The sequence below is a fragment of the Herbiconiux sp. FW305-C-125 genome (assembly GCF_058783455.1).
This window is the reverse complement of the sequence record NZ_JBYSYO010000017.1, coordinates 1-20,894: the sequence shown is the minus strand read 5'-3', so window position 1 is coordinate 20,894 and position 20,894 is coordinate 1. Positions and strand designations below refer to the sequence as shown.

The 20,894-nt window shown below is 60.6% G+C and carries 20 protein-coding genes and 1 pseudogene; 16 read left to right on the top strand and 5 right to left on the bottom strand.

Annotated features, from left to right (window positions below; all coding sequences use genetic code 11):
* Window positions 1–716 precede the first annotated feature (716 nt).
* From AC3WLB_RS23570 to AC3WLB_RS23560, 3 genes are all read left to right on the top strand, one after another.
* Window positions 717–1,070 (top strand): thiamine phosphate synthase, encoded by a 354-nt coding sequence (locus AC3WLB_RS23570; protein WP_492510321.1) that lies wholly within the window; start codon window positions 717–719, stop codon window positions 1,068–1,070.
* A gap of 148 nt (window positions 1,071–1,218) precedes the next feature.
* On the top strand, window positions 1,219–1,620 hold the full coding sequence (locus AC3WLB_RS23565) for a VOC family protein (protein WP_492510319.1): 402 nt from the start codon (window positions 1,219–1,221) through the stop codon (window positions 1,618–1,620).
* Complete coding sequence (locus AC3WLB_RS23560; RefSeq protein WP_492510317.1) at window positions 1,617–2,225, top strand: TetR/AcrR family transcriptional regulator; 609 nt, start codon at window positions 1,617–1,619, stop codon at window positions 2,223–2,225. The genes AC3WLB_RS23565 and AC3WLB_RS23560 overlap by 4 nt, the downstream gene beginning before the upstream one ends.
* A gap of 14 nt (window positions 2,226–2,239) precedes the next feature.
* Here AC3WLB_RS23560 and AC3WLB_RS23555 read toward each other — a convergent pair whose 3' ends face one another.
* Window positions 2,240–2,395, bottom strand: a complete 156-nt coding sequence (locus AC3WLB_RS23555; RefSeq protein WP_492510315.1) for a hypothetical protein — start codon at window positions 2,393–2,395, stop codon at window positions 2,240–2,242.
* Between the two features lie 339 nt (window positions 2,396–2,734).
* On the opposite strand from AC3WLB_RS23555, the gene AC3WLB_RS23550 reads away from it, so the two are divergent.
* Window positions 2,735–3,058, top strand: coding sequence for an immunity protein CdiI family protein (locus AC3WLB_RS23550; RefSeq protein WP_492510313.1), 324 nt, complete (start codon window positions 2,735–2,737; stop codon window positions 3,056–3,058).
* A 14-nt stretch (window positions 3,059–3,072) separates the two neighbouring features.
* Here the strand turns inward: AC3WLB_RS23550 and AC3WLB_RS23545 are convergent, their stop codons facing one another.
* The gene (locus tag AC3WLB_RS23545; RefSeq protein WP_492510311.1) at window positions 3,073–3,858 is read right to left on the bottom strand and encodes a hypothetical protein; all 786 of its coding nucleotides are present in this window, start codon (window positions 3,856–3,858) and stop codon (window positions 3,073–3,075) included.
* Between the two features lie 285 nt (window positions 3,859–4,143).
* Window positions 4,144–5,043 (bottom strand): HNH endonuclease family protein, encoded by a 900-nt coding sequence (locus tag AC3WLB_RS23540; protein ID WP_492510309.1) that lies wholly within the window; start codon window positions 5,041–5,043, stop codon window positions 4,144–4,146.
* Window positions 5,044–5,532: 489 nt separating this feature from the next.
* On the opposite strand from AC3WLB_RS23540, the gene AC3WLB_RS23535 reads away from it, so the two are divergent.
* The gene (locus tag AC3WLB_RS23535) at window positions 5,533–7,257 is read left to right on the top strand and encodes a DNA methyltransferase (RefSeq protein WP_492510307.1); all 1,725 of its coding nucleotides are present in this window, start codon (window positions 5,533–5,535) and stop codon (window positions 7,255–7,257) included.
* A gap of 13 nt (window positions 7,258–7,270) precedes the next feature.
* Here AC3WLB_RS23535 and AC3WLB_RS23530 read toward each other — a convergent pair whose 3' ends face one another.
* Window positions 7,271–8,116 (bottom strand): DUF4238 domain-containing protein, encoded by an 846-nt coding sequence (locus tag AC3WLB_RS23530; protein ID WP_492510305.1) that lies wholly within the window; start codon window positions 8,114–8,116, stop codon window positions 7,271–7,273.
* 161 nt (window positions 8,117–8,277) lie between these two features.
* Between AC3WLB_RS23530 and AC3WLB_RS23525 the strand changes: the two genes are divergently transcribed.
* The 6 genes and pseudogenes from AC3WLB_RS23525 (at window position 8,278) to AC3WLB_RS23500 (ending at window position 13,095) form a co-directional block, all read left to right on the top strand.
* Window positions 8,278–8,550, top strand: a complete 273-nt coding sequence (locus AC3WLB_RS23525) for a DUF3892 domain-containing protein (protein ID WP_492510303.1) — start codon at window positions 8,278–8,280, stop codon at window positions 8,548–8,550.
* A 132-nt stretch (window positions 8,551–8,682) separates the two neighbouring features.
* Window positions 8,683–8,823, top strand: a pseudogene (locus AC3WLB_RS23520) (translation initiation factor IF-2 N-terminal domain-containing protein); the annotation flags it as partial.
* 192 nt (window positions 8,824–9,015) lie between these two features.
* On the top strand, window positions 9,016–9,561 hold the full coding sequence (locus AC3WLB_RS23515; RefSeq protein ID WP_492510349.1) for a hypothetical protein: 546 nt from the start codon (window positions 9,016–9,018) through the stop codon (window positions 9,559–9,561).
* A gap of 56 nt (window positions 9,562–9,617) precedes the next feature.
* A complete protein-coding gene (locus tag AC3WLB_RS23510; protein ID WP_492510301.1) occupies window positions 9,618–10,763 on the top strand; it encodes a hypothetical protein in 1,146 nt (381 codons plus the stop codon).
* Between the two features lie 163 nt (window positions 10,764–10,926).
* Entirely contained in the window at window positions 10,927–11,664 is a 738-nt protein-coding gene (locus tag AC3WLB_RS23505) for a primase 1D-like protein (RefSeq protein ID WP_492510299.1), read from the top strand.
* A gap of 12 nt (window positions 11,665–11,676) precedes the next feature.
* Window positions 11,677–13,095, top strand: coding sequence for an SIR2 family protein (locus AC3WLB_RS23500; protein WP_492510297.1), 1,419 nt, complete (start codon window positions 11,677–11,679; stop codon window positions 13,093–13,095).
* On the opposite strand, the gene AC3WLB_RS23495 is transcribed toward AC3WLB_RS23500, so the two are convergent.
* On the bottom strand, window positions 13,065–13,829 hold the full coding sequence (locus tag AC3WLB_RS23495) for a hypothetical protein (protein ID WP_492510295.1): 765 nt from the start codon (window positions 13,827–13,829) through the stop codon (window positions 13,065–13,067). The genes AC3WLB_RS23500 and AC3WLB_RS23495 overlap by 31 nt on opposite strands.
* A gap of 557 nt (window positions 13,830–14,386) precedes the next feature.
* Between AC3WLB_RS23495 and AC3WLB_RS23490 the strand changes: the two genes are divergently transcribed.
* From AC3WLB_RS23490 to AC3WLB_RS23470, 5 genes are all read left to right on the top strand, one after another.
* A complete protein-coding gene (locus AC3WLB_RS23490; protein WP_492510293.1) occupies window positions 14,387–15,187 on the top strand; it encodes a hypothetical protein in 801 nt (266 codons plus the stop codon).
* Window positions 15,180–16,286 carry an XRE family transcriptional regulator gene (locus AC3WLB_RS23485; RefSeq protein ID WP_492510291.1) on the top strand — a complete coding sequence of 369 codons (1,107 nt, stop codon included), beginning with the start codon at window positions 15,180–15,182 and terminating at the stop codon, window positions 16,284–16,286. The genes AC3WLB_RS23490 and AC3WLB_RS23485 overlap by 8 nt, the downstream gene beginning before the upstream one ends.
* A gap of 185 nt (window positions 16,287–16,471) precedes the next feature.
* Window positions 16,472–18,007: a hypothetical protein gene (locus AC3WLB_RS23480; protein ID WP_492510289.1), complete on the top strand. Its 1,536-nt coding sequence runs from the start codon at window positions 16,472–16,474 to the stop codon at window positions 18,005–18,007.
* Window positions 18,004–19,623, top strand: a complete 1,620-nt coding sequence (locus AC3WLB_RS23475) for a UvrD-helicase domain-containing protein (RefSeq protein WP_492510287.1) — start codon at window positions 18,004–18,006, stop codon at window positions 19,621–19,623. Before AC3WLB_RS23480 ends, AC3WLB_RS23475 begins: the two co-directional genes overlap by 4 nt.
* Before the next feature lie 308 nt (window positions 19,624–19,931).
* Window positions 19,932–20,372: a hypothetical protein gene (locus AC3WLB_RS23470; RefSeq protein ID WP_492510285.1), complete on the top strand. Its 441-nt coding sequence runs from the start codon at window positions 19,932–19,934 to the stop codon at window positions 20,370–20,372.
* Window positions 20,373–20,894 lie beyond the last annotated feature (522 nt).

Genomic DNA, 20,894 nt, shown 5'->3' with positions numbered 1-20,894 from the left:
AAAGCGCTTTGAAGGGCGCGGACGGCAGACTGGGGAGACTCAACGGCACCCTTCTGGTCAGTCCGCGATTATCTGCATGATTTATCAGGTAGCTGGAGATCTATCGCCAGTCCGCCAGACGTCTCAACAAGGGCGCCGTCCATCTCCCACGCGATCCAATAGTGAATGTCCTCGATCCCGCGCGCGACGTAAAGTTCACCGTCGTGGCCGGTTGTTGAGCTCCGCGGCCCAAGCCGGCGTAGTGTGCGCTGCCCGGCTGCGTCAGTCGTTGGCAGACGTCAGAGTCACGCAGGCGTAGCAAATCCGACATCACTGCCGTCCCCCACTGGTATGACGCGAAGCACTGGAGCGAGCGCGAACTGAGTCTGCCGCGCCCAGCCGACATCCTCTGGCTCCTGTGCGACCCCGAGGTCGAACAGGAGCCAGTGGCTTTCCGCGACCGGGGGGAGTGGAGGCGGTACCGGGGACGGTAGAACGTGACCGACGGCGACCACGAGGCGCGCCTCGGCAACGGGGACGCGACGTTGACCCGGGCGGGTGCGTGCTGGGCCCAGTGGTGGCTGCGATCGCGGGCGTCTCGGCGGATCGGTTCGGCGGGGCACGTCATCGTCGAGGCGGCGCGACGGGCGACTGCGCGCGGGTGAGGGCGGTGCAGGTGCGGGAGAAGGACGCGACCGCGCGGACGTTCTTCGACACCGTGCTGCGGGTCGCGGGCGGTGCCGGATTACGTCGCGGTGCTCGTGAATGACCGAGTGGACGTGTTCCTCGCTGCGCGCGACGCAGGAGCGCAGGTGGCCGGTCTCCATGTCGTCCAATCCGACTTGCCGCGCTCCGCGGTGCGGCATCTCATCGGAGTGGAGGCCGTGCTCGGGTTGTGCGCCTCGACTCGGCACTGTTGGGCCTATGCCGCGCTTCGTCCCACTGCCAGACAGGGACGGCCCCGCCGGAATGCGTCAAGGCGTGAGCGAGGTGGGCATCCCGTCGTGGTTGTTGCCGTATGGATCCCGGGCCCTACGGGTGATGATCGCATGCGCACCTTCCAATCGTCACCAGTCTTGACCGGGACGTAAGGATGGCCGAGAGAAGATCGGTGTGAGAGTGGATGAGATAGGGATGCTTCTGCCGGCAATCTGCCCTCCCAAATCCGACTGCTCGACCTCGCCGCGTCCATTCCAATGCTACGCTACTGTAGCGTAGCTGAAGAAAGAGTGGGTCATCATGGAGCTTGCATCGGTACGGCTAATTAGTGATCAGACGGCCGTGGTCGCAGCCTTCTATTCGAGGCTGCTTGGCGTCAAGCCTGTCGGTGGTCCGGATTACGCCGAGGTGTCGACCGCGCGAGGGACGATCGCCGTCGTGAGCCGCACGGCGATGACCGACGGCGGGCAGCCCGTTCGCGAGCCGTTGGCCAACTCGTCGGCGATCCTCGAGTTCGAGGTGGACGACGTTGACGCCGTGCGGGAGGGGCTCGGCGACTCGGGAGGCCAGGTGCTGCAGGAGCCCATGGATCAGCCGTGGGGCAATCGATCCATGTTGCTGGTCGATCCGGATGGCACAATGGTGAACGTGTACAGCGCGATCGCCGGAGCCGACCGGCAGTGGCCCTCGCAAGGAGCATGACGAGTCCGGACGAGCCCGGTCCGGCCCCGGTCAGCGTACGGGTCGCCCGTTCCAAGAGTCGGGTGCTCGAGGCGACCTATCAGCTGTTGACGGAGAATGGTCTCGGCGGCGTGACCGTCGACGACATCGCGCGGCGTTCCGGCGTGGCCAAGACCACGATCTACCGTCACTGGGCCGACCGGTCGGGTCTCCTCCTGGAGGCGTGCTCGTCGCTTGCCCCAGCCCCCGTCGCTCCTAACACCGGGCGACTGAAGTCTGACCTGGATGCTTTGCTGCGTGGGGTGCGCGACGAATTCCTCCAGCCCTGGGCGACCGTCTATCCCTCCGTCATCGACGCTGCCGAGCGTGATCCGCAACTTCGCGCTCTGCAGCTCCTAGTGCACCAGCGCTACTTGGCGCCCTTCGAGGAGGTGCTCCGCCGGGCTCGGCAGCGGGGTGAGTCGACCTCGGCCATCTCTGCCGGACAGCTGAGTGCCGTGCTGCTCGGTCACCTCTCCTACCGCCGATGGTTCTCCCGCGAGCCGCTGGACGACCGCGCCCTCGACGAACTGGGCGCGCTTGCCGAACTCCTCTTCGCCGACAGCCCATCAAGAGCTCACCCGTGAGACCGACCCTGGGATCAGCCGTCGGTGTCGTGGTTTTCGACTTCGAGGTAGGGGTGGTCGTCAAGCATCCCGATCGAGGTCGCGCCGGCTTGACCCTTCCATGCTTCCATCGCCTCGCGGGTCATGAAGACGACGATGACGAGAGCGGCGATCGTTTCGGCCCAGTGCATCCGCAGAGGCGGTCAGCAGCAGTCCGAGGAGCTGGTCGCATGGATTTGGGTGGAGCGGATGGAGCAAGTGTAAGTCGGGGGAGCGCGCTACGAGCACTCAACCTGCGACCCTTTTCGCCAGTTTGAGGCATCAGCACCCGCGTGCGCAGGAGCCCTGACCTAATTCGTAGCTGGTGCGCCAGTGGATTCCGTCCCAACCAGCGGTTCGGCCGCCCACTGCGGGCCGCTACGGTCAACTGCAACCCAGCACGGTCAACTGCAACCCAGCGCATCGGGTCGATCACCGGCGCGGCCGGCCCTACTTCTCCGCTGGATGCCGACGTCATTACCCTTGAAGTCATGGCCGCTTCAAAGAAAGATGACGAAGATCACCAGAATGTCGTTCGGCTTTGGCCCGAGTGGGGTCCACGTGATCTAGTCCCCAACTCAATGCCGATCTCCGATTCGCTTCGCCTTCGACTCCACGACTGGAATCGCACCTGGCAGACAGTGCTCGATCCGGTGGTGGAGATCAGGTGGCCGGATGCCGAAGTAGGAAGACGATGGATCGCGGAGGGCGAAAGCTTGGTCCGTGACCTGCAGGTCGAACTCGGGCCACAGGTGCGCGTCGTGGAGGGATTCAAGGAATATGACCCGGACGGGAAGCGCCCGTCCGGGTCATAGTGCCGTGGCGGCGGTTACTCCTGGGAGCAGTCCGAAACTTGCGAGTTGGTGCTCGGATACGCGGTCACGACAAGGAAGTTGCTCTTCGAGAGGATCGTGTTCACGTAGTACGAAGCGTATATTTGCGCTCCTTTGAAGATGTGGAATGGCGCAGAGAAGCACACCTTCTGGTTGCCGATGTCCGTGGGATACGGATATGAATAATCCAGGCTGTCGTGCACTGCGTGGACCATGTACTCGTCCCAAACCTGCGGGGACGTGTAACCCAAGGCGTCGCTGGCTGACTGGCGGACCGTTTCCCATGCGTTGGGAAGAGTGGGCGTAGGGTGCTGATGGCGTTGGCGGATGTGCTTGTAGCCGCTGGTCGCGTCTGTGCCACACCGCAGATCCACATCCCCACCAGGCCAGACGTAATTGGCGCCGTCGCTGTATGGATATGTCTCGATCTCGAGAACCACGTGGTCGGCATTGCCTAGGAAGTCGCACTCAAGGACGTCTTGCGGATTCAAGGGGATGGATTGGGCAGAAATCTGGGGCTCCTCACCGGAGATGCCAAGAAGGACAGAATCCTCCAGAGTTTCCCCGATGCGGACCTCCTCCCCAGTGCCGGCATTCGGCGGATCCGCTGGGCCTGGCTCCAGGGGTTGAGCGTTCGTCCCGACTGATGTCGATGCGGAATGAGCCGAAGCGTCGTCTGATGCGGCGTAAGCCACGCCGCCATTGACTATGAGCATTGAGACCGCGGATGTGAGGCCGAGGCTCCATAGAAAGCGCCGTGCTTTGGATGGTGATGTTGCCATGCGGTGTTCCTTCCGAGTATTGACGCCACGTCCTTGCGGCTGCATACCCCCGAACGGGGGGTACGCTCTACCCTCGCGTCCAATTCGACACCTGTCAACAGCGAGCTCGACGACTGTCGATGACAACTCGGCGGCCACCCTGCTCACCTTGCACCACGCCGTCACGCTGGTCTCAGTGCCAGTGTTCTCGCCTGTCGTCGAGACAGTGCTGCCCACGAAGTGCTTCTGAATCGCGTGAGGCCCCCGGGAGTGGCCTGAGCCGAGGTGTTACACGTGACGTGTGACTCACCCGATGTGCCGCATCCTGTGCCTGCGGAACGACTCCACTGATTGCGGATTCCAAGCGATCGAGGGCCGACCGATCCGTCCGCCGATCTCCGCGATGAGCCGTTCACTGGTCGTCGTGCGGCCGGATGCAGTCACTCCGCCCTCGTCCACCGTGATGTACCCGTGCTCGAAGAGCGCGTCGCATCCGAAAAGGCAGACCAGCATTGCGATTCGATCGAACTTCCATCGATCCTCGTCAGAGATCTCGGAACGCGGCACGATGTGCCCGGCAACGAGTAATACAGCTGGGGTCTCCGTCCCGCACAGCGCGCACGGCGCAGTCGAGCGCCCGTTCAGGAGGTAGGCGCGGAGGCTTCCCTGCTCACGTCGGATGCGGGCGATCGCCTCGGCGTCCGTCTCACCCGTGCCTGGCGCCCAGTTCTCGTGGGGACGGCCGGGCAGGTGCCGGTCTGGGACGTTCAGGCTGAGCTCGCCTAGGAGAGCGTCGGCATCCTGGTCGGACAAAGGGGAGAGGTAGGCCTCTCGTGGGACGCCGAGTCGCGAGAGTGGGCCTGGGGTGCCCCAGGTAATGAGGTCAGCGACGCGGTCTCGGTGGAGCTCGAGGCCGCTTGAGATGAGCTCGACGCGCACAAGCCGGCCTTGGTCGTTGGCAGATGTCTCTTTGGGACCGTATGGGTAGCCTTCTGGGCGGAGGGCATCGGTTGCTGGAGCTACTACTCGGCTGACTGCTCTGACGTAGGGGCTTCCGTAGTGGAAGACGATGTCGTCAGGGACGAGATCTTCGATGGCTCGTCGGTTCTCTGGGTAGACGCCGTCGACACGGGGACGCGTCCAGAGGGTGCCGTTCGGGATTGCGATTCGATAGTTCTTGTTCTGACTTGCCCACCAGTACGCCATGAGTGAGGGTATCGCGGGCCGGCAGCCCGAGGGCGTGCATTTGCATACCATGGCCGTCGGGCCTGAGGGTCAACCCAAGTGCACGCGCTCTGCAATCAGTTGGATGGCGCCGTCGAAAGCGAGATATAGAGGGCGCTCGGCGTCTGCTTCAATTCGGCGCCACAGTTAAGGCGATCGCCCAGCTCTAACAGCTCCAGGAGTGAAGATGCGATACTTGCCGAGAGGCGAGCGTCTCCCGCGTCCACCAGCGCGAAGACGAGTAGCTTTGTAACGGTCAGCGGCGAGTCACCAGGGGTACCTGCGGTGCTCGTAGGGGACGTTCACTGAGTGCGCCCGCTCATTACCCCCGTTCGATCGCGGCCTTTGATCTGGGGACTAGGTGGCATTCAATCTCACATATCGACCACTCCGACACGTGCCAGTCGTATTTTTGACGCGCCGAGGGGAAAGAACCCTAAATAAGATTGCGCAACTCGATAGTCTCCAGGAATGCTGAATCGGCTGTTTTATGGCGACAATCTGGAAGTTCTGCGTGGAACGATCGCTGACGAGTCCGTGGATCTCATCTACCTCGATCCGCCCTTCAACTCAGATGCGGTGTACAACGTCAACTTTTCGTCCTCTGGTGGGGACGCCACAGCGCAGATCCATGCGTTCGACGACACTTGGCGATGGTCGGCCGAGACTAGTGCTACTTACGACCAGCTTGTCGGAGGCGGCGGTCTTCCTCCGGTAGCGGCCGAGTGCCTCATCGCAATCCGTGCATTGACGAAAGAATCCCCGCTCACTGCATACATGGTTGCAATGGCTCCGCGACTAGTGGAACTTCACCGAGTTCTGAAATCGACAGGGTCTTTGTACCTTCACTGCGATCCGACAGCCAGCCACTACCTGAAGATTATGCTCGACGCCATATTCGGACCCTCCAATTTTCGCAACGAGATCATCTGGCGGCGTACAGGTGCCCATAGCCCCAGGAAATCGTTCGGGCCGATGCACGACGTGATCCTGTTCTATTCAAAAGCGGATGGGTATTACTTCAAACATCAGGTCCGCCCATACATGAAGGATCATGTCCAGCGGCGATATACGCAGGATGCGAAGGGATTCAAATTCACGAGTGGCGGGAACGTTCTGACGGGCGCCGGGATTCGAGCGGGAGATTCGGGGAAGCCGTGGATGGGATTTGACCCGTCCGCAAAGAACCGTCACTGGGCGGTGCCGTCGTTTGTAGCTGAACAGATGCCGCCCGATTTTGAGCTCATGAACCAACTCGAGAAGTTGGACGCTGCTTATGCGGCGGGATTGATCGAAGTCACGCCTGGCAAGGCATGGCCAGAACCGGTGCGCTACTTAAAGGCCACCGATGGGAACCCGCTCGGTGACATTTGGGCTTATCAGCCTGGCACGCAGGGCATGCTTCACGGAACCGACAAGGCCATCGATGAAGACGTGATGTGGTTAGGTCCTACCTCGCCCGAACGGCTTGGATACCCGACTCAAAAGCCTGTGGGGCTGTTAGAGCGAATCGTCAAGGCGTCATGCCCGCCCAATGGGACAGTACTCGATCCGTTCTGCGGATGCGGAACCACCATCGCAGCCGCACAAAAGCTCGAGAGAAAGTGGATCGGAATTGATATCACTTTCATCGCAGTGGATCTTATTCGGAATCGCCTGCGTGATGTGTTCGGAGACGAAATTGAGGGCACGTACGAAGTCCTCGGAGTGCCGGCTGACCTGGCGGCTGCGCACTCCCTTTTCGATAGAAACCCGTTCGACTTCGAACGCTGGGCAGTCTCCTTGGCCAAGGGCACTCCGAATGCAAAGCAGCGAGGTGACCATGGGCGGGACGGGCTTATTCGTTTCTTCCGCGGCAGGAAGACAAAGCCCGGCCAGATCGTGGTGAGCGTCAAGGGTGGCAAGCAGCTAAACCCTACGATGCTTCGCGATCTTGAAGGTGTCATCGCCCGGGATGACAACGTGGACGGTGGACTGCTGATTACGTTGTGGAAGCCGACTAAGGGGATGCAGGCTCACGCCGACACCGCCGGCACATTTGCAGATCCAGTCGGTAATCCATACCCCAAACTCCAGATACGAACCGTCGAAGAGCTGCTCGCGGGCGCAAATGCCAAGCTGCCACCTGTGATCCGCCCTTACTCAGAAGCGCTAGCGCAGGTCGAAGACACTTCGACGCCTCTATTCGACCTTTGACCCGCTGCAAGAATCAGTCGGAGCCAGGGCTGCGGGTCGATGTGCCGAGCACCTCAGAGTCTGCCGTGCTCACGACGAATCGGTGTGAGTCGCCCGCAACGTGCTCGTTTGACAAGTCGGCGAGCCGGCCAATCCATCGAAGAAATGTCGCGTCGTTCGGATCCGTGAGATTCATCGTGTCGACCTCGATATCACCGACCTGAAATTCAGCGCCGTAGCGTGCCCCGATCAACAACCGTGACGGTGAGAGTGGCATGAGGAGACCTGTCGGACCGGCCTTCGGCCCGTCGGCACCTGCGAACAAGGTGACCATGGCGTCACCGGTGATGAGTTGACCGTTTCGGACCGGTGCCACTCCGAGGTGTGCCCATGTTGAGAGATTCAATTGTGGCGGCTGCCCTTGGATGGGTGCGCCCGCGAGTGTTGTGATTCCGTCATGCGCGGCGTCCGTGAGTGCCTTCTGAATGGCGATCCCGTCAGAGCCATTCGCGTTGCGGATCTCACCATCATTCATCAGAAGCACTGCACCGACTTCGGCTTGCCCAGCGAACCGGGTGAAGTGGTGCCGCAGCAGGGCCATGTTCACCCATCGGCTGAGCGCTGCCCAGTCAGATTCACGAAAGACATTGGTGCTTTGTGCTTCGGCCCATCGTCGGATCAACTCGATTTCCCGTTCGGCCACCCACAAGCCGTTCTCGATGTGCTCAGGATGATTGAAGGCGTCCACGACGGTCGCCTGCTTCAATCCGCGAAGCTGGACGCTTCCTTCTCGCTTGTCCCAGACTTTTACCTGGGACTTATTCGATGCCCAAGCCGCGAGATAGGCGCGTTGAATCATGTGCTGCCGTTGTCTCGCCACGCGTCTATTTTGGGCTTGCTGGTGCTCATTCGCCTTCTAGCCCGAAGGAATCGGGCATCGGAGGACCACCTGCGAACGCAGCGGCCATCGATGTCGGTGGTCGCCCCCATACTGAACGCGCAGGGCAACGATCGGCGAAAGAAGTTCGAAGAGAATGAGCCATGAGTATTGAGATCACTCACGTTCGGTACGGAAGTACACCGAAGACGGAGAGCACGATCACCGCCTACAGGTGGAAGGAGATCGGTACGGGTGACGTGGGCTCGAGCGACAAACCAACTTTGGTCGCCTGGGTCGAGCGTGGAAACAACGCATATGTTGGTTCGGGCAGCAACCGCGTCGACGTGGGCGTGGTGGATGCCTTTCCGAAGTATCTGCGCACTTACGCTGACGGCAAGTGGACAAACAACTTGTCGAGCCTGCCGGAGTTTTGAGCGCCCAACGTTCGCGGCGCGCATAGCCTCGAATATTGAAGACGAGGTCAGTACCATCGAACATAATTTCGACACCGAGTAGAATCTAGACCTGCACCACCGATCGCAACATAAGCGTCTTTGGAGGTTCTAATGCCGGCACGACCGCGCGTTCACGAGATCGCTGCAGAGTTAGGATTCAACTCGAAGGTCGCCATCTCAGAGCTCCGACGGCTTGGCGTTCGTGTCAAAGGGCCGAGTAGTCAGGTTTCGTGGCAGGTCGCCCAGAAGCTGCGAGCTGCACTCGCTCAGATGACTTCTCGTAGCAACACGTCGCCGTTGTCAAGTCATCGCCGGCGGCCTGCGCCGCGGTGGAGTCATAACGATGAATTCCTCTTCTCGCAGGCTCGAGCCGTGCCGACGCGTCAGGACGAGCGACCGACACACATTCGACCTGACGTACGGGATCTGAGACTCGGTTTGGGCTTGAGCCTGGACGAAGCTGCTCGAATTGTTGAAGAGGCACCGTCGCTTTTTCAGCGTCAGGAGGGACTGGCGGCGTCGGCTGATCCCGACTTTGTGACTGTGGCTGCAGCAGCTCTAATCGAATACGGAGTGAGGATGGTCGCCGCGGACACTTTCCCGCGGCCGGCCACTGAGCGTGGTCGGCCGACTATTGCGCACATGCGTGCCGGGCTAGGTCTCTCGACAAAGGATGCAGCGCTCATAGTGCGTCTCGACCTTCAGGTGGTTGCGGAGATGGAGCGAACTAACAACCCGCTACCACGCAACTTCCGAGAGAATGCTTTCAAGAAGTACATCGAGTGGGCTGCGCCAATAAGCCGAGGGTGGAAAACGCTCATTGAAGAGCGAGAGCTCGGGAGCAGGAAGCTTGAGTCGCAGTTTCGCGCGACGACGCCTAGCGACGCGGCCGACTTGGATCGGAAAGCGGCAGAGATTCTGCGCGCTGCCTACTTGCCCCCTATTGCGGCGGCAGAGCGGGCGGTGCAGGAATTTCTCCTCCGAGGTTAGCGGGACGAACCCGTCACTTCTTGGCGCGGCGGCGGGCAACTCCTTAGCTTAGAGACGTGCGCATATTCGCGAGTCGACGTCGAACGGATAGAACGCCCCGAAAAGCTAACGAAACCATCTTCGCTTTCTTGGATCGGACTGGTGCGACATACTACGAGCCCGTCCGCGATCTGCTCGAGTCTTGGATTGATCGGGTGCCGGAAAGCCACCGGTCCAGCCTCGTTAGCGCGCTCTCCGATAGCGACGCCAAGTTCGACAGCGCATTCTGGGAGATGTACGTTTACACGGTTTCAACCAGCCTGGGGCTTGAGGTTGAGATTCATCCCGACGTCCCTGGCACCGCGAAGCATCCGGACTTCCTGGTCCACGACGATGTTCCCTACTATCTGGAGGCGGTCTCAGTCGGGCACCGACCAGAAGCCCTTGCAAGAGACCGCCGTCGAGCGGAGGTAGAGGCCGTTCTCGACAGGATGACCGCACAAGACGTCACTTTGAATTTCGAGCACCACCAAATAGGGACACGACCAATTTCAGCCGACCGACTCGGAAAGGAGCTCAAGTCCTGGCTTGCGTCACCGGAGATTCAGTCCGCCAGCTGGAGGTCGCAAGCGCAGAAAATCGGGGCCGCGAGACCAACGAAATACTATGAGGACGACGGCTGGCTGCTGAAGTTCGAGGCTATCCCAACCAAGGGTGAGGGGCCGCTAGTCGGTGTACGAGGCCCCGGGAGAGCGCAGGGAGTGAACAATGTTGAACACCTCCGACGGGTACTCGACGCGAAGGTAAATCGCTACGGCAGCAACTTACCCCACCCGCTCGTTTCAGCCGTCCTGAGCAACACCGATTACGAGACGCGACTATTCGAAGTGTCCGAAGCTTTATACGGGACGAGTTCATCATCGCCGAGCGAAGATCCGCCCGATCATCTCCAGGTGGAAGGTCATTGGCGGACTGCTAATGGGTGGCGGCGCAGCCACAATCCAACCGTAGTAGTCGCGGCGGGTCTGAACGTGCACAACCTCGCGGTGCGCACTCCCACTTCGTGGTCGACGCTCGACCCCATGGCGACAACCGTCAACATCGCGTGGGCTGATCCGATAATGGTCTCCGGAACGGGCCCCCAGTCTGGGAGGCGTTCCCCTGCCTTAGCTGCCTTGGGTATCGACGAGTTCTGGTGCTCCGGAAGGCCCGATTTTGTGTGATCTACTCTGTTTGACTGTACGGCGGGGTTGCAACCTGTTATGTCGATCGGTCTTTGTTCAAGCGGACATAACTGCCCGCACCGCGGGACACCCTCGCGTCCCGGCTGATGTCGTGGGTTGCGTCTACGGTTGAGTCGTCCGATGAAGATCCAAGGGAGCCGTAATGACGAACGAGTCCGTCCGCGATCTCGTCCGAGAGATCGCAGCGCAGTTACCGCAAAATTCTCGCATTACCCTTCGTCGAGTGTCGGCGGCTCCACGCGTGCAAAAGAGGGTCGCCGGCGCCATCCAAAGTGAAGCTCTGATTCAAAAAGCAAGACAGATTCGGTCCGACGAAGGTACGCCGTTCTGGCATGCGCTATTTGACGTGGGTGAGGATCAGCGTGGCGGTGTGCCTATCGAGATCTTGCGCTCTGCTTTGTTCCACCAGGACCCGCAAAATGACCCGGCCGTTTCGGTACGAGTCGATGACACGGTAGCCGAGAAGATTGCTGAGCTGGCTGCAGGAGTTCATGGGAGGGACGCCATGACGATCGACTCGGCCGTGACGACAATCGACGGTTCGATTCGGTATATACCAATGCTCGATTTCTCTGTGAAATCAGCCCGCCCCGGTGGAACGCAAACCGCAGAAGCATGTGTGCAAGCGATTGCCGAACCCGGCGTCTTGGTTGCGTCCGGAAGATCCTTTCATTTCTACGGGAGCCGCCTACTGACATTCGATGAGCAGATCCGATTCTGGGCCCGCGCATTACTGCTCACCCCGATTGTCGATGAGCGATGGATCGCGCATCAAATGCTCGGCGGCCGTGCGGCTCTTCGGATCTCCGCAAACGAACACGGAGATGTCCCCCGCGTCGTGTGGAAGCTGCCTGACGCGTCAACATCTGTTGTGTCCTAGTACCGTATTGAGATGGTCATCTCAGAGCGAGACCTCGTCGCCGGATTCGCCCGTGCGATGCACGTTGGAGATGCAACGCTCTTCATAGGCGCTGGCATCTCGCAAGGCGCCGGTTTGCCAGGGTGGAATGGACTGATCGGAGGTGCCCGTGCAAGCGCGCAGGTACCGGAGTCCATTGCAGATGCTCCGCTCGCTGCCGAGTACATCGCGTTGGTTCGTGGTGAGGGGTGGCTCGATGGCGAAATCAGGAAAGTAATAGATGTCGAGATAGGACCTACCGCGACTCAGAGGACGTTAGCTGCACTACGTGTGCGCGATTACTGGACGACCAATTACGACAACCTCATCGAGGCCGCCCTAGGAGAGCGTTCGAGCGCGTTTCAACGGATTGTGGATGAGTCAGATTACGCAAGCAATCCGGCGGCCTCGGGATCTGGCACTAAGCGCGTAACCAAGATGCACGGTTCGTTGACTTTAGGCAGACCGGGCGAGCTGCAGTGGCAACGACCGCCGGTGATAACGCGCTCTCACTTCGAGCAGTATGAAGCTCAGCACCCAATTACGTGGTCACGGCTCCGCGCAACGTGGTTGACGAACAGCATGCTGTTTCTCGGGTTTAGTTTCGACGACCCAAATCTCAATCTTCTGCTGCGACTTTCGCGTTCACTGCCCACCGGGGTGGACGTGCCGCAGCATTATGCGGTGTTTTCAAAGAAGGCGGACCGCACCGACGATCGACTACAGCAGTTGCGCATTATGGATCTAGAAAGGTCGGGTGTGAGCGTGCACGAAATTGACTCACACAATGCTCTCGACCCCCTCTTAGGAAGGCTCGAAGTTCGCAGCCGTCCGCCGACTCTTTTTGTGTCGGGGAGCTTCAAGAAGGAGGACGAGACAGCTCGGCGTCTCGCGGAGACGATTGCTGTTGCGCTCGACTCGATGCCCGACCCAGAGTTCGGAGTCGTTTCGTTCGGCGGGGACGCGGGCCAAGTGGTCAGTAAGGCCTATCGGGATGCAATGAGCCCAGCGACATATCGTCCCGAGAAGATCAAGTTCTACTTCCGCAAGGCCAGGCCGGGTTCAAGGGAATCCATACCCATTGAACATCGAGTCGGAACCGCGATTTTCACTGAGCTCGACATTGAGGAGATGCGTCAGCTCGTGTTTCCCGGTGTGCGTGCGCTACTTCTCGTTGGAGGAGGGTCTCGCACATCCGAGGAGGTCGCACTGGCGCGCACCTTCGCTATCCCCGTAATTCCCGTAGCCGCAAGCGGGGGAGCCGCAAAGGAACTTTGGGAAAGCAGTTCTCCCGAAGCACTTGGGCTTGATGACCCTAACGTCGAAACACTCTGGAAGCAGCTGGACAGCACCCAGATTGCCCTTGCGGCTAATGCTGCAGTTCAGGCAGTCCGAAATGCGATGTTTGCCTGATCGCGTTCGGCAAGGCTCCACATGAACGGTGTGCGACGCTGAGCGGCTAGCACGCCCGCAGCTGTCTCACTATAGGTCGGGTTGTATCGCCGTCCAAGGACGCATAACGCCTTCACTTCAGCTCCGGCAGCGGACAGCGCAAAGGCGGCGCTTTGTGCACGTGCGCCAGATGTGTAGACATCGTCGACGAGTAGCACACGCTCGCCCTCGTGGCTGCCGTCCGCTACGAATGCCGCCGCGTGGGGCGCGTTGTGCCCCAATGGTTCGGTAGTGCGACGAAGGACAGACTCGAAGCTCATCTGAGGACGCTGGTCTCCCAAGACCATTGCGAGCGGGTGTGGGGCTGGGCGGATCGTCGAAGGGACGACCACGGAATAATCGATTCCCAACTTTCGTAACCAAGTCTCGTTCGCATTGAAGAAGTTCGAGAAGATTGACGAAATGGCAGACACCGCAGCCTGGTCCGCTAGAGATTCATCGGTGCTTTTGTAGAAGGTAAGCCAGTCCCGAAGGCGACTGGGGCGCTCATAAAGCGAGATAACAGTCAGCGGTATGCATGGAGTCTGAAGTGAAGAGGCGTTTTCGCGGCAGTTCTCGCAGTACGATCCGTGATCGTAATCCACTCCGCGGCAGATCGAACAGATGTCCCGACCGCCAGTTGGAGGGAGAATCAGTTCTCTCTCCTCGTCGCCCGGCATGAAGCTTATCGGGTGGGACGGGCCGTCATGCAACACACCTTGAGGCTAGACCACGTGTGAACCTCGGTGAGTGCGCCACCAACGAATGGTCTTAGGATTCTCCTAAGACACGATGGTGGCGGACGGATTAGGCGTCCTCGGGTCGATGCGAGGGTGTCGAACTAGAGCCGTTAGGCGCGGCTCCGTCTCAATTTCATTGCCGCGTCGATAGTCCCCGCGACGCGATATGTACCTACCTGGTGGGCCGTATCCTCGGCCAGGCGGTAGCAGCCCAGGTGCCCTCGCCAGGTACCTCTACTCGTTCCGACGATCCCGGAGTTCGCGCGCAGCGAATGCTCGCGCCAGACCGCAGCTAGCAACCGAAAGCGAGGCGGCACGCCGTCCTCGACCTCCGCAGGATGGATGGAGGCCGTGACACCTGATGCTCTGTTGTGCTGCCGATGCCCGCGCGCGTTAATGCGTAATCGCTTACACCCCTGAGTGTCGAACAATCGGAGAGCGTGCAGGGCGAGGAGGGGCCGTTCTCGAGTGCAACAACACGCCGAGAGTAAAAATTGACACAGGGTGCACTGGCCATGGGGTAATTTCTGACTATGACCGCTGAACGAGACGCCCTGGCCGCCCTCCAGGAATCTGGACTGCTCGATGCATTCAAGTGGGGAGCTCCGGTGGCTTTCGCCGCGACAGACCAGCTCTACGATGAGGACCAAGGCCACGACCAGGGCGTCATCGGCTTTCTCAATTTCAAGCACCTGCGAGATCTCCTCGACCGGGCAACCGCGAACGGCCGTTTCAAGCTGGGCGAGGGGCTTGGTGACCGCCGCGGCGAGGACGTCCTCAAGAGAGGCATAACCCCTCGGGCCTTCGACTCTATGCCGACGCTTTCGGCGGACGCGATAACCCGCCGGGACTACAAGGGATCTCCAGGCTGGGCTGCCGGGGATTATCGCGTATTGCTGCAGTCCTACCCCTTCGGTGAGATCGACGAGATCAATTGGGTGCGGCGTAGCAACGCCAAGAAGCGCGTTGCGGACCAGCTGTTCGTGGCTGGCGATACGCTTTTCAATGACGAAGAGTTCGGCTTGGAGTCGATCCCTGGCATTCCCGACGACGGTGACTTCGAGGGGATCACCCTCGTCGCGGCACACGCCTTTGATCCCACGACTAAGCAGTTCGAGCTCTACATCGGGCAGAGCAAGAACCCGGCGTCCGCCGAGGATGAGTGCTGGCACTGGAAGGTATTGGTGCTCTCTGGCGGCACCCCGACGGGCGGAACAGGACTTCCGATGTTGCCAGACATGCCTATGAGCGGAGCATCGACAGACGTCGAGGACATTCCGGTGCGCATCAAACGAACCGCTGCGGGGGAAGGATCGGGCGCCACCCGTGGCTGACGCGCGTCGGCCGTCCCAGACACTCGCCGCCGCAGCTTCGTTCTTCAACGGTGAGCGCCTCACTATGGCGCGACAGCTCAAGGGGCTCAAGAAGTCTCATCTAGCTAGCTTGATCGAGATGTCGCCGGCCTCAGTGACCGCCTGGGAGAGCGGCGCCAAGCAGCCGAACCGGGCCACCGTGGCAAAGCTCGCACTGGCGCTCCAAGTCGAGCCACAGTTCTTCGGGGGAGGGGCACCCCCGAAGGCAAACAAGCCGCACTTCCGCTCACTCCGTTCGACGCCGCAGATCGCACAGGACGAAGCTGAGGCGTATGGTCGTTTCGTCGCGGAGATCGCCGGCATGTTGGACAACGCGGTTGAGTTCCCGGAGGCGCTCCTCCCGGATCTGCCAGTCGACCCAGACGAGGTGTCCATGACACCAGAGCAGGCTGCGCGAGAAGCACGTGATTTCTTCGGTATCGCGCCTGGGCCGGTGCAGCATGTGGTTCGGCTCGTCGAGCGCAGCGGTGTCGTCGTGGTGTTTAGCGAGCCGGGCGTGGCCTCGATCGACGCTTACTCACTGCACTCGGCGACCCGGCCGATCATAGTTTTGAACCCGGTGAAGGATGACTACTACCGGCAACGCTTCGACGCTGCTCACGAGCTTGGGCATCTGATCATGCACCACGACGCTGAGCCCGGTGGGAAGATCGCGGAGGTTCAGGCCAACCGGTTCGCGTCGGAGTTCCTAATGCCGGCCGAGGAGATTGCACCGTCTCTTCCGACCTCGACAGCGGGTAAAGCGTGGGCCACTCTTGCCGAGCTCAAAGAGTACTGGGGTGTGAGCCTCGCGGCGCTTCTCTACCGAGCTCGGGCTCTCGGCGTGATGAGTGACGTGTCCTACCGTAACGCCGTCATTCGGATGTCGCAGAACGGTTGGAGACGGGCGGAGCCAGGGCGAATCTCATCACTAGAGATGCCTTCGATGTTGCCGCGTGCGCGCGAGGTGCTACGCGACGCGGGCATTGACGAGGTGTCGTTTCTTGCGGGATCGGGGCTGCCGGTCGGGCTGTACGAGATCGCGGCATCACGGGTGCCGATATCGGCGGCGTTGTCATGAGGGTCGCCAAGATTCGGATCGAGCGCTTTCGCGGATTTGAGACCGCGAACTTCTTACTGCCAGCGGATACAGTAATAGCGGGTGAGCCGCGGGCCGGACGGAGCGACTTCGTCGAGGCACTCCGTCGCGTGCTTGATCCAAGAAGTACCCGCGCGCGGGTTAATCCCCTCGACATCTTTCGGCCCGTGGTAGCCACCTCGGACGAGTTGCTCACGGAGGTCGAAGTCACACTCCTTGATCTGGGCGAGCAACTCGAAGCGCTGCTGAACGACAGCCTCGAGGCGTTCGACGTTGCGACCGCGGAGCCAGCCGGGACTACTGGTGCTGGCGAGGCGGTGCTAGGTGTCCGGCTTTGCTACCGGATCCGCTATGACCTCGATTCGGACAGCGGCGAACACTGGGTGGACTTCCCGGCGCGAAGCGATCCGGCAGCCAACTCGTTCAAGCGTATTAGCCGCGTGGAGCGCGAGGCACTTCCGGTGCAGTTCATCGACAGTTCGCCCGCGTTGCAGCTCCGTGCCGAAGGCGCCCTGCGTACCCTTCTTGTGGCGGCAGATTCGAGCGCACTTGATGAGGCGCTGTTGCAGCTCGATCAAGGAGTGCAGTCCGTGACCGCCGATTTCGCGACCACGTCCGTTGTGACTGAGGTAATCGGCAATGTGCTGGATGCGGGTCCGGACGTGCTGTTAGGCATTGAGGATCCGAATACGGTGGAGTTCGCCGCGGATGACGGATCGCTCGCGTCTCTCCTACGTGCTCTGCAGCCTGTCCTCGCTCTGAATGCGGCCGGACCTTTACCTATTCGTTCCCACGGATCCACAATCCAGAACGTATTTTCTGTGGCTGAGGCGGTCGCGGCCGCGCGTGACGCAGACTCCGGCGTCGTTGTCATCGCAGATGACTTCGGGGATGGTTTGGACGCCTCGTCGTCCGAGTACATGGCGGGCCTGCTTCATTCGACCGCAGGTCAGTCAATATTGACCACGCGTCGCTCCGAAGTCGTTCGCGCGTTCAAGCCAGAAGAACTCATGCGCTTCGTGCGTACCGACAACGGTCGCGCTCAGTATCGACTCACGGAGACTACAGACAAGGCCGCCCGCATCACGCGTCGACTGGTTCTCGATCAGTTGCTTTCCGCGCTCAGCACGCGTGTCGTTGCTCTGGTGGAGGGTCCTCTGGACGTAGAAGGCTACGGCCCGCTTGCCGCAAGACTTTACAAGAAGTCCGGCGAGCGAAGGCACAGTCTGGCCGCAAACGGCATCCGTCTGATAGCCCCACCGGGCACTGACGGCGGCATTTCGCGCTTGCCGGGTGTAGCCGATATTGCGCTCCAGCTCGGGTTCCGCGTGCGCGCCATTGTGGACAACGATAGGCCCGGGCAGGAGGACCCAGCCGTCGCTCGGTTGGCCGAAGTCTGCGAACAGCTCGTTGTACTCCCAGACCGTACGGCGGTCGAAGCTGCGCTTATTCGTGGGGTCCCGGGGGTGAAGCTGCGGGAGGTCGTCGAATCGCTCGCGGAGCTTGGAATGCCTGCGCTGCCGGATGGCATTGATGACGATGCAATTGCGGAGCACCTCATCACGAGGAAGATCCTGAAGAAACAGGGTCTTGGGTCGGCATGGGTCGAAGCCCTGACCTATCAGCCCCCAACGGGGCGAGCTGTCATTGAGGCCCTGTGCGCCGGCGATCTGGGGCGCATCGATGTCCCTCCGCCGTCATGACTTGGAACGCGCAGAACCCCGAGCAGGCGCAGGTCGTTGCGACTGAAGCGGAGTTGACGGTGGTGCTCGGCGGGGCTGGAGTCGGAAAAACGACGAGCGCGTTGGCTGCCGCGGCCGCGCATCTCGATCGAGTTCGAGAGGCCAAGCCGTACGAGAGGGTGTTGTTCCTTTCATTCTCTCGAGCTTCCGTGGCGCGGATCGCTTCGAGAACGAGCGCAGTTCTCGGGATTCATGCTGACCGCGTCGATGTGATGACATTTCACTCCTTGGCCTTCTCCGTCGTGCGGAGGTTTGGAAGCTTGATCGGGCACGGTGATGCGGCGCTGGTAAGTCCCGCCCGAGAGAAGCTTGGGCTGGCGCCGAACGAGATCGGGTTCGGGCGGCTGATCCCGCTTGCGCTCGAGATCGCACAGTCAGCGCCGGCTGTAGCGACGCACCTTCGTTCTCGATGGGGTCTTGTCATCGTCGACGAGTTCCAGGACACCGGCGACGCGCAGCAAGAATTGCTCGCGCTTATTTCTCCTGTCAGCCGCGTGATTCTGCTCGGAGATCCTAATCAGTGCATCTACACATTCCTTGCTGCAGACGGGGTTCGCGTGGAGAGAATCAATGAAGCGTGCTTGGCGGCCGGACAAGAGAACACGATCCATCTACCGGAGACGTCGTTCCGCGACCCTTCCGGGGTCATTCCCGCAGTTGCGAACGCCGTTCGAACGCGTGCGTTCGGCTCACCCGCCTTAGCCGCCGCAATCGACGACGGCCGTCTAGAAGTGCGGTGCGGAATCGACCTCGGCGACGAAGCATCCAGCGTGGCGCAACTCATTACCGAACTCCGAGCTGATGAGCTCGGAGTGGCGGTGTTCACCCATCACAATGACATGCTTGCGTCGCTCTCCGATGCACTAGAGGCGGAAGGCATCGAGCACGAGATCGCCGGGCTAAGTGATGCGCTTGCCGCTGCGCTCGATGCTCAAGCCACGATGATGCGGTTCAGATTTGGAGACGCGACATGGGAACAGGTACTTGAGACTCTGGCTGTGTTTCTGACCAGCGCGCAGCGCGGGGCCAGGGTTCCGCCTCTCGCAAGGCAGGTATTGGATGGCACGGGCCCGCAGACGCTTGGCCAGCGGCTCAATGCGCTTCAGGGCCGGCTTGTTGAAGCGTCATCCATCGACGCCGTAGTTGGCGAGGCGCGCGAGGCGCACGATGCCCTAGGCCTGCCCCAGAAGTCGGGCGCATGGCAACAGGCAGGAATTCTTCTTTCGGTGATGACTGCTCGTGCAACGCGAACCAGCAGCGCCCTGAGCGACACGCAGATCGTCTCGTCGATTTGCGCAGAGGCGCGCGAGGCGGGCTACGCAGCGCTGACTGACTCGGACCTTAATCCGAGGGAAGTGCAGTTGATGAATTTGTACCAGACGAAGGGCCGAGAAGCTGACGTGACCGTGGTTGTGCTTCGTGAAGGTGATTTCATGGGCAACGAGGCCGAGCCGTTTCCGAACACGAGCCGGCTGCTCTACGTTGTGTTCTCACGCGCACGTCAGCGAATTATCGTGCTGCTTGTCGGGAGGCATTGGCATGCGGCCGTCGCGCCGCTCGCGAACCTGGCGGTATAGGAAGGGAAGCGATCGCACCCAGGCCGCTCAAACGACGCGCGCGTCGTCCCGACTGCGCGGACCAGACCAATCACCGTCGTGCTGTCGCGTAGCAATGACCGCCTCGGAGCCGTACGAGCGATGTGGCGTTTCCGAGTGGTCGCTAGTTGACTTCGCGACTCGTCATTGCTTCATTCCTTACATGGGACGACGACATTTCAACCTAAGTGCTTTGGAAGCTTCAAGGCTGTGTCGGTTGCACGCTGTTGTTAATTTGACGGCTTCACTTGAGCGCTTCCGACCCTCATACTCAAGCCCAAGAGACGATCATGACTATTTCGACAGCTGCGTTACTAACGATTCCGGACACTCCCGACGACAACCCGGCTTTGATACCTGTCGGTGAGTTGCGCGTACTAGGGCGAATGGTTCTGGACGAAATGGGCGACGTGTCCCATGAACTGGACTTGGACGAAGCTGTGGCGCTTCGGCAAGCTCAGTGGATCGCCACTCACGCCCTCAGAGGCTGGATTTCTGGATGGGGTGCCGCATGGCGAGCGCTCGCAATCGAGCTCGTCGAGGACGATCTATCGCCGAGCGCACTCGAGCGTGTAAGCGCGCAGTTGAGGGAACTGAAAGGTGAGGTGGACGGAAGCGAAGATCCGCATCTCGACGAGTTGTTCGCTGATCGCACGCTGGAACTCGTTAGCTTCTTCAAACGACATCGATTGTTCGAAAAGAGATCAGTAACGGGACGATCGGCGGATTGACTGGCCAGCTAAATCAGTCACACTCAGACTTAGCGAGACGGCACTCGCCTTCAACGGCTCATTGGGTGCCCTGGCGGGGGTACCTCAGCGAGGATGGTCCCCGGTTGATGGGGCCTTGTTCGCGTGTTCCTGGTCTAGTGGGTATGCCCTGATCGCGGAGGATGCGTAGGACGCTGCTCTTCCCAATCTCGTAGCGCTTCATGATCTGAATCGTCGAGTGTCCGGCGATGTAGTCAAGCCCGATTTGAGCTAGGCGCTCTGGGCCGAGGCGCCGATCGAGATTTCGTACTTCTCGCTTCACCCCGTCCCGCTGCGGCCTGCCGCAGCGGGACCGCTCGTGTAGAAGCTCGAGATTTCGCAGGCCGACCTCTGTAAATGAGTGGTTTGAATAGCGACCTATTAGGCCGACCAAGAAGTCCCGGAAATCGAAGGATTTTCGGGACTTAGTAGTGCCCCGTAGAGTGGTGTAACGAACCCCGAGTAACAACGGCCCCACTGAAAGAACAGCGTGGCCACCGGGGA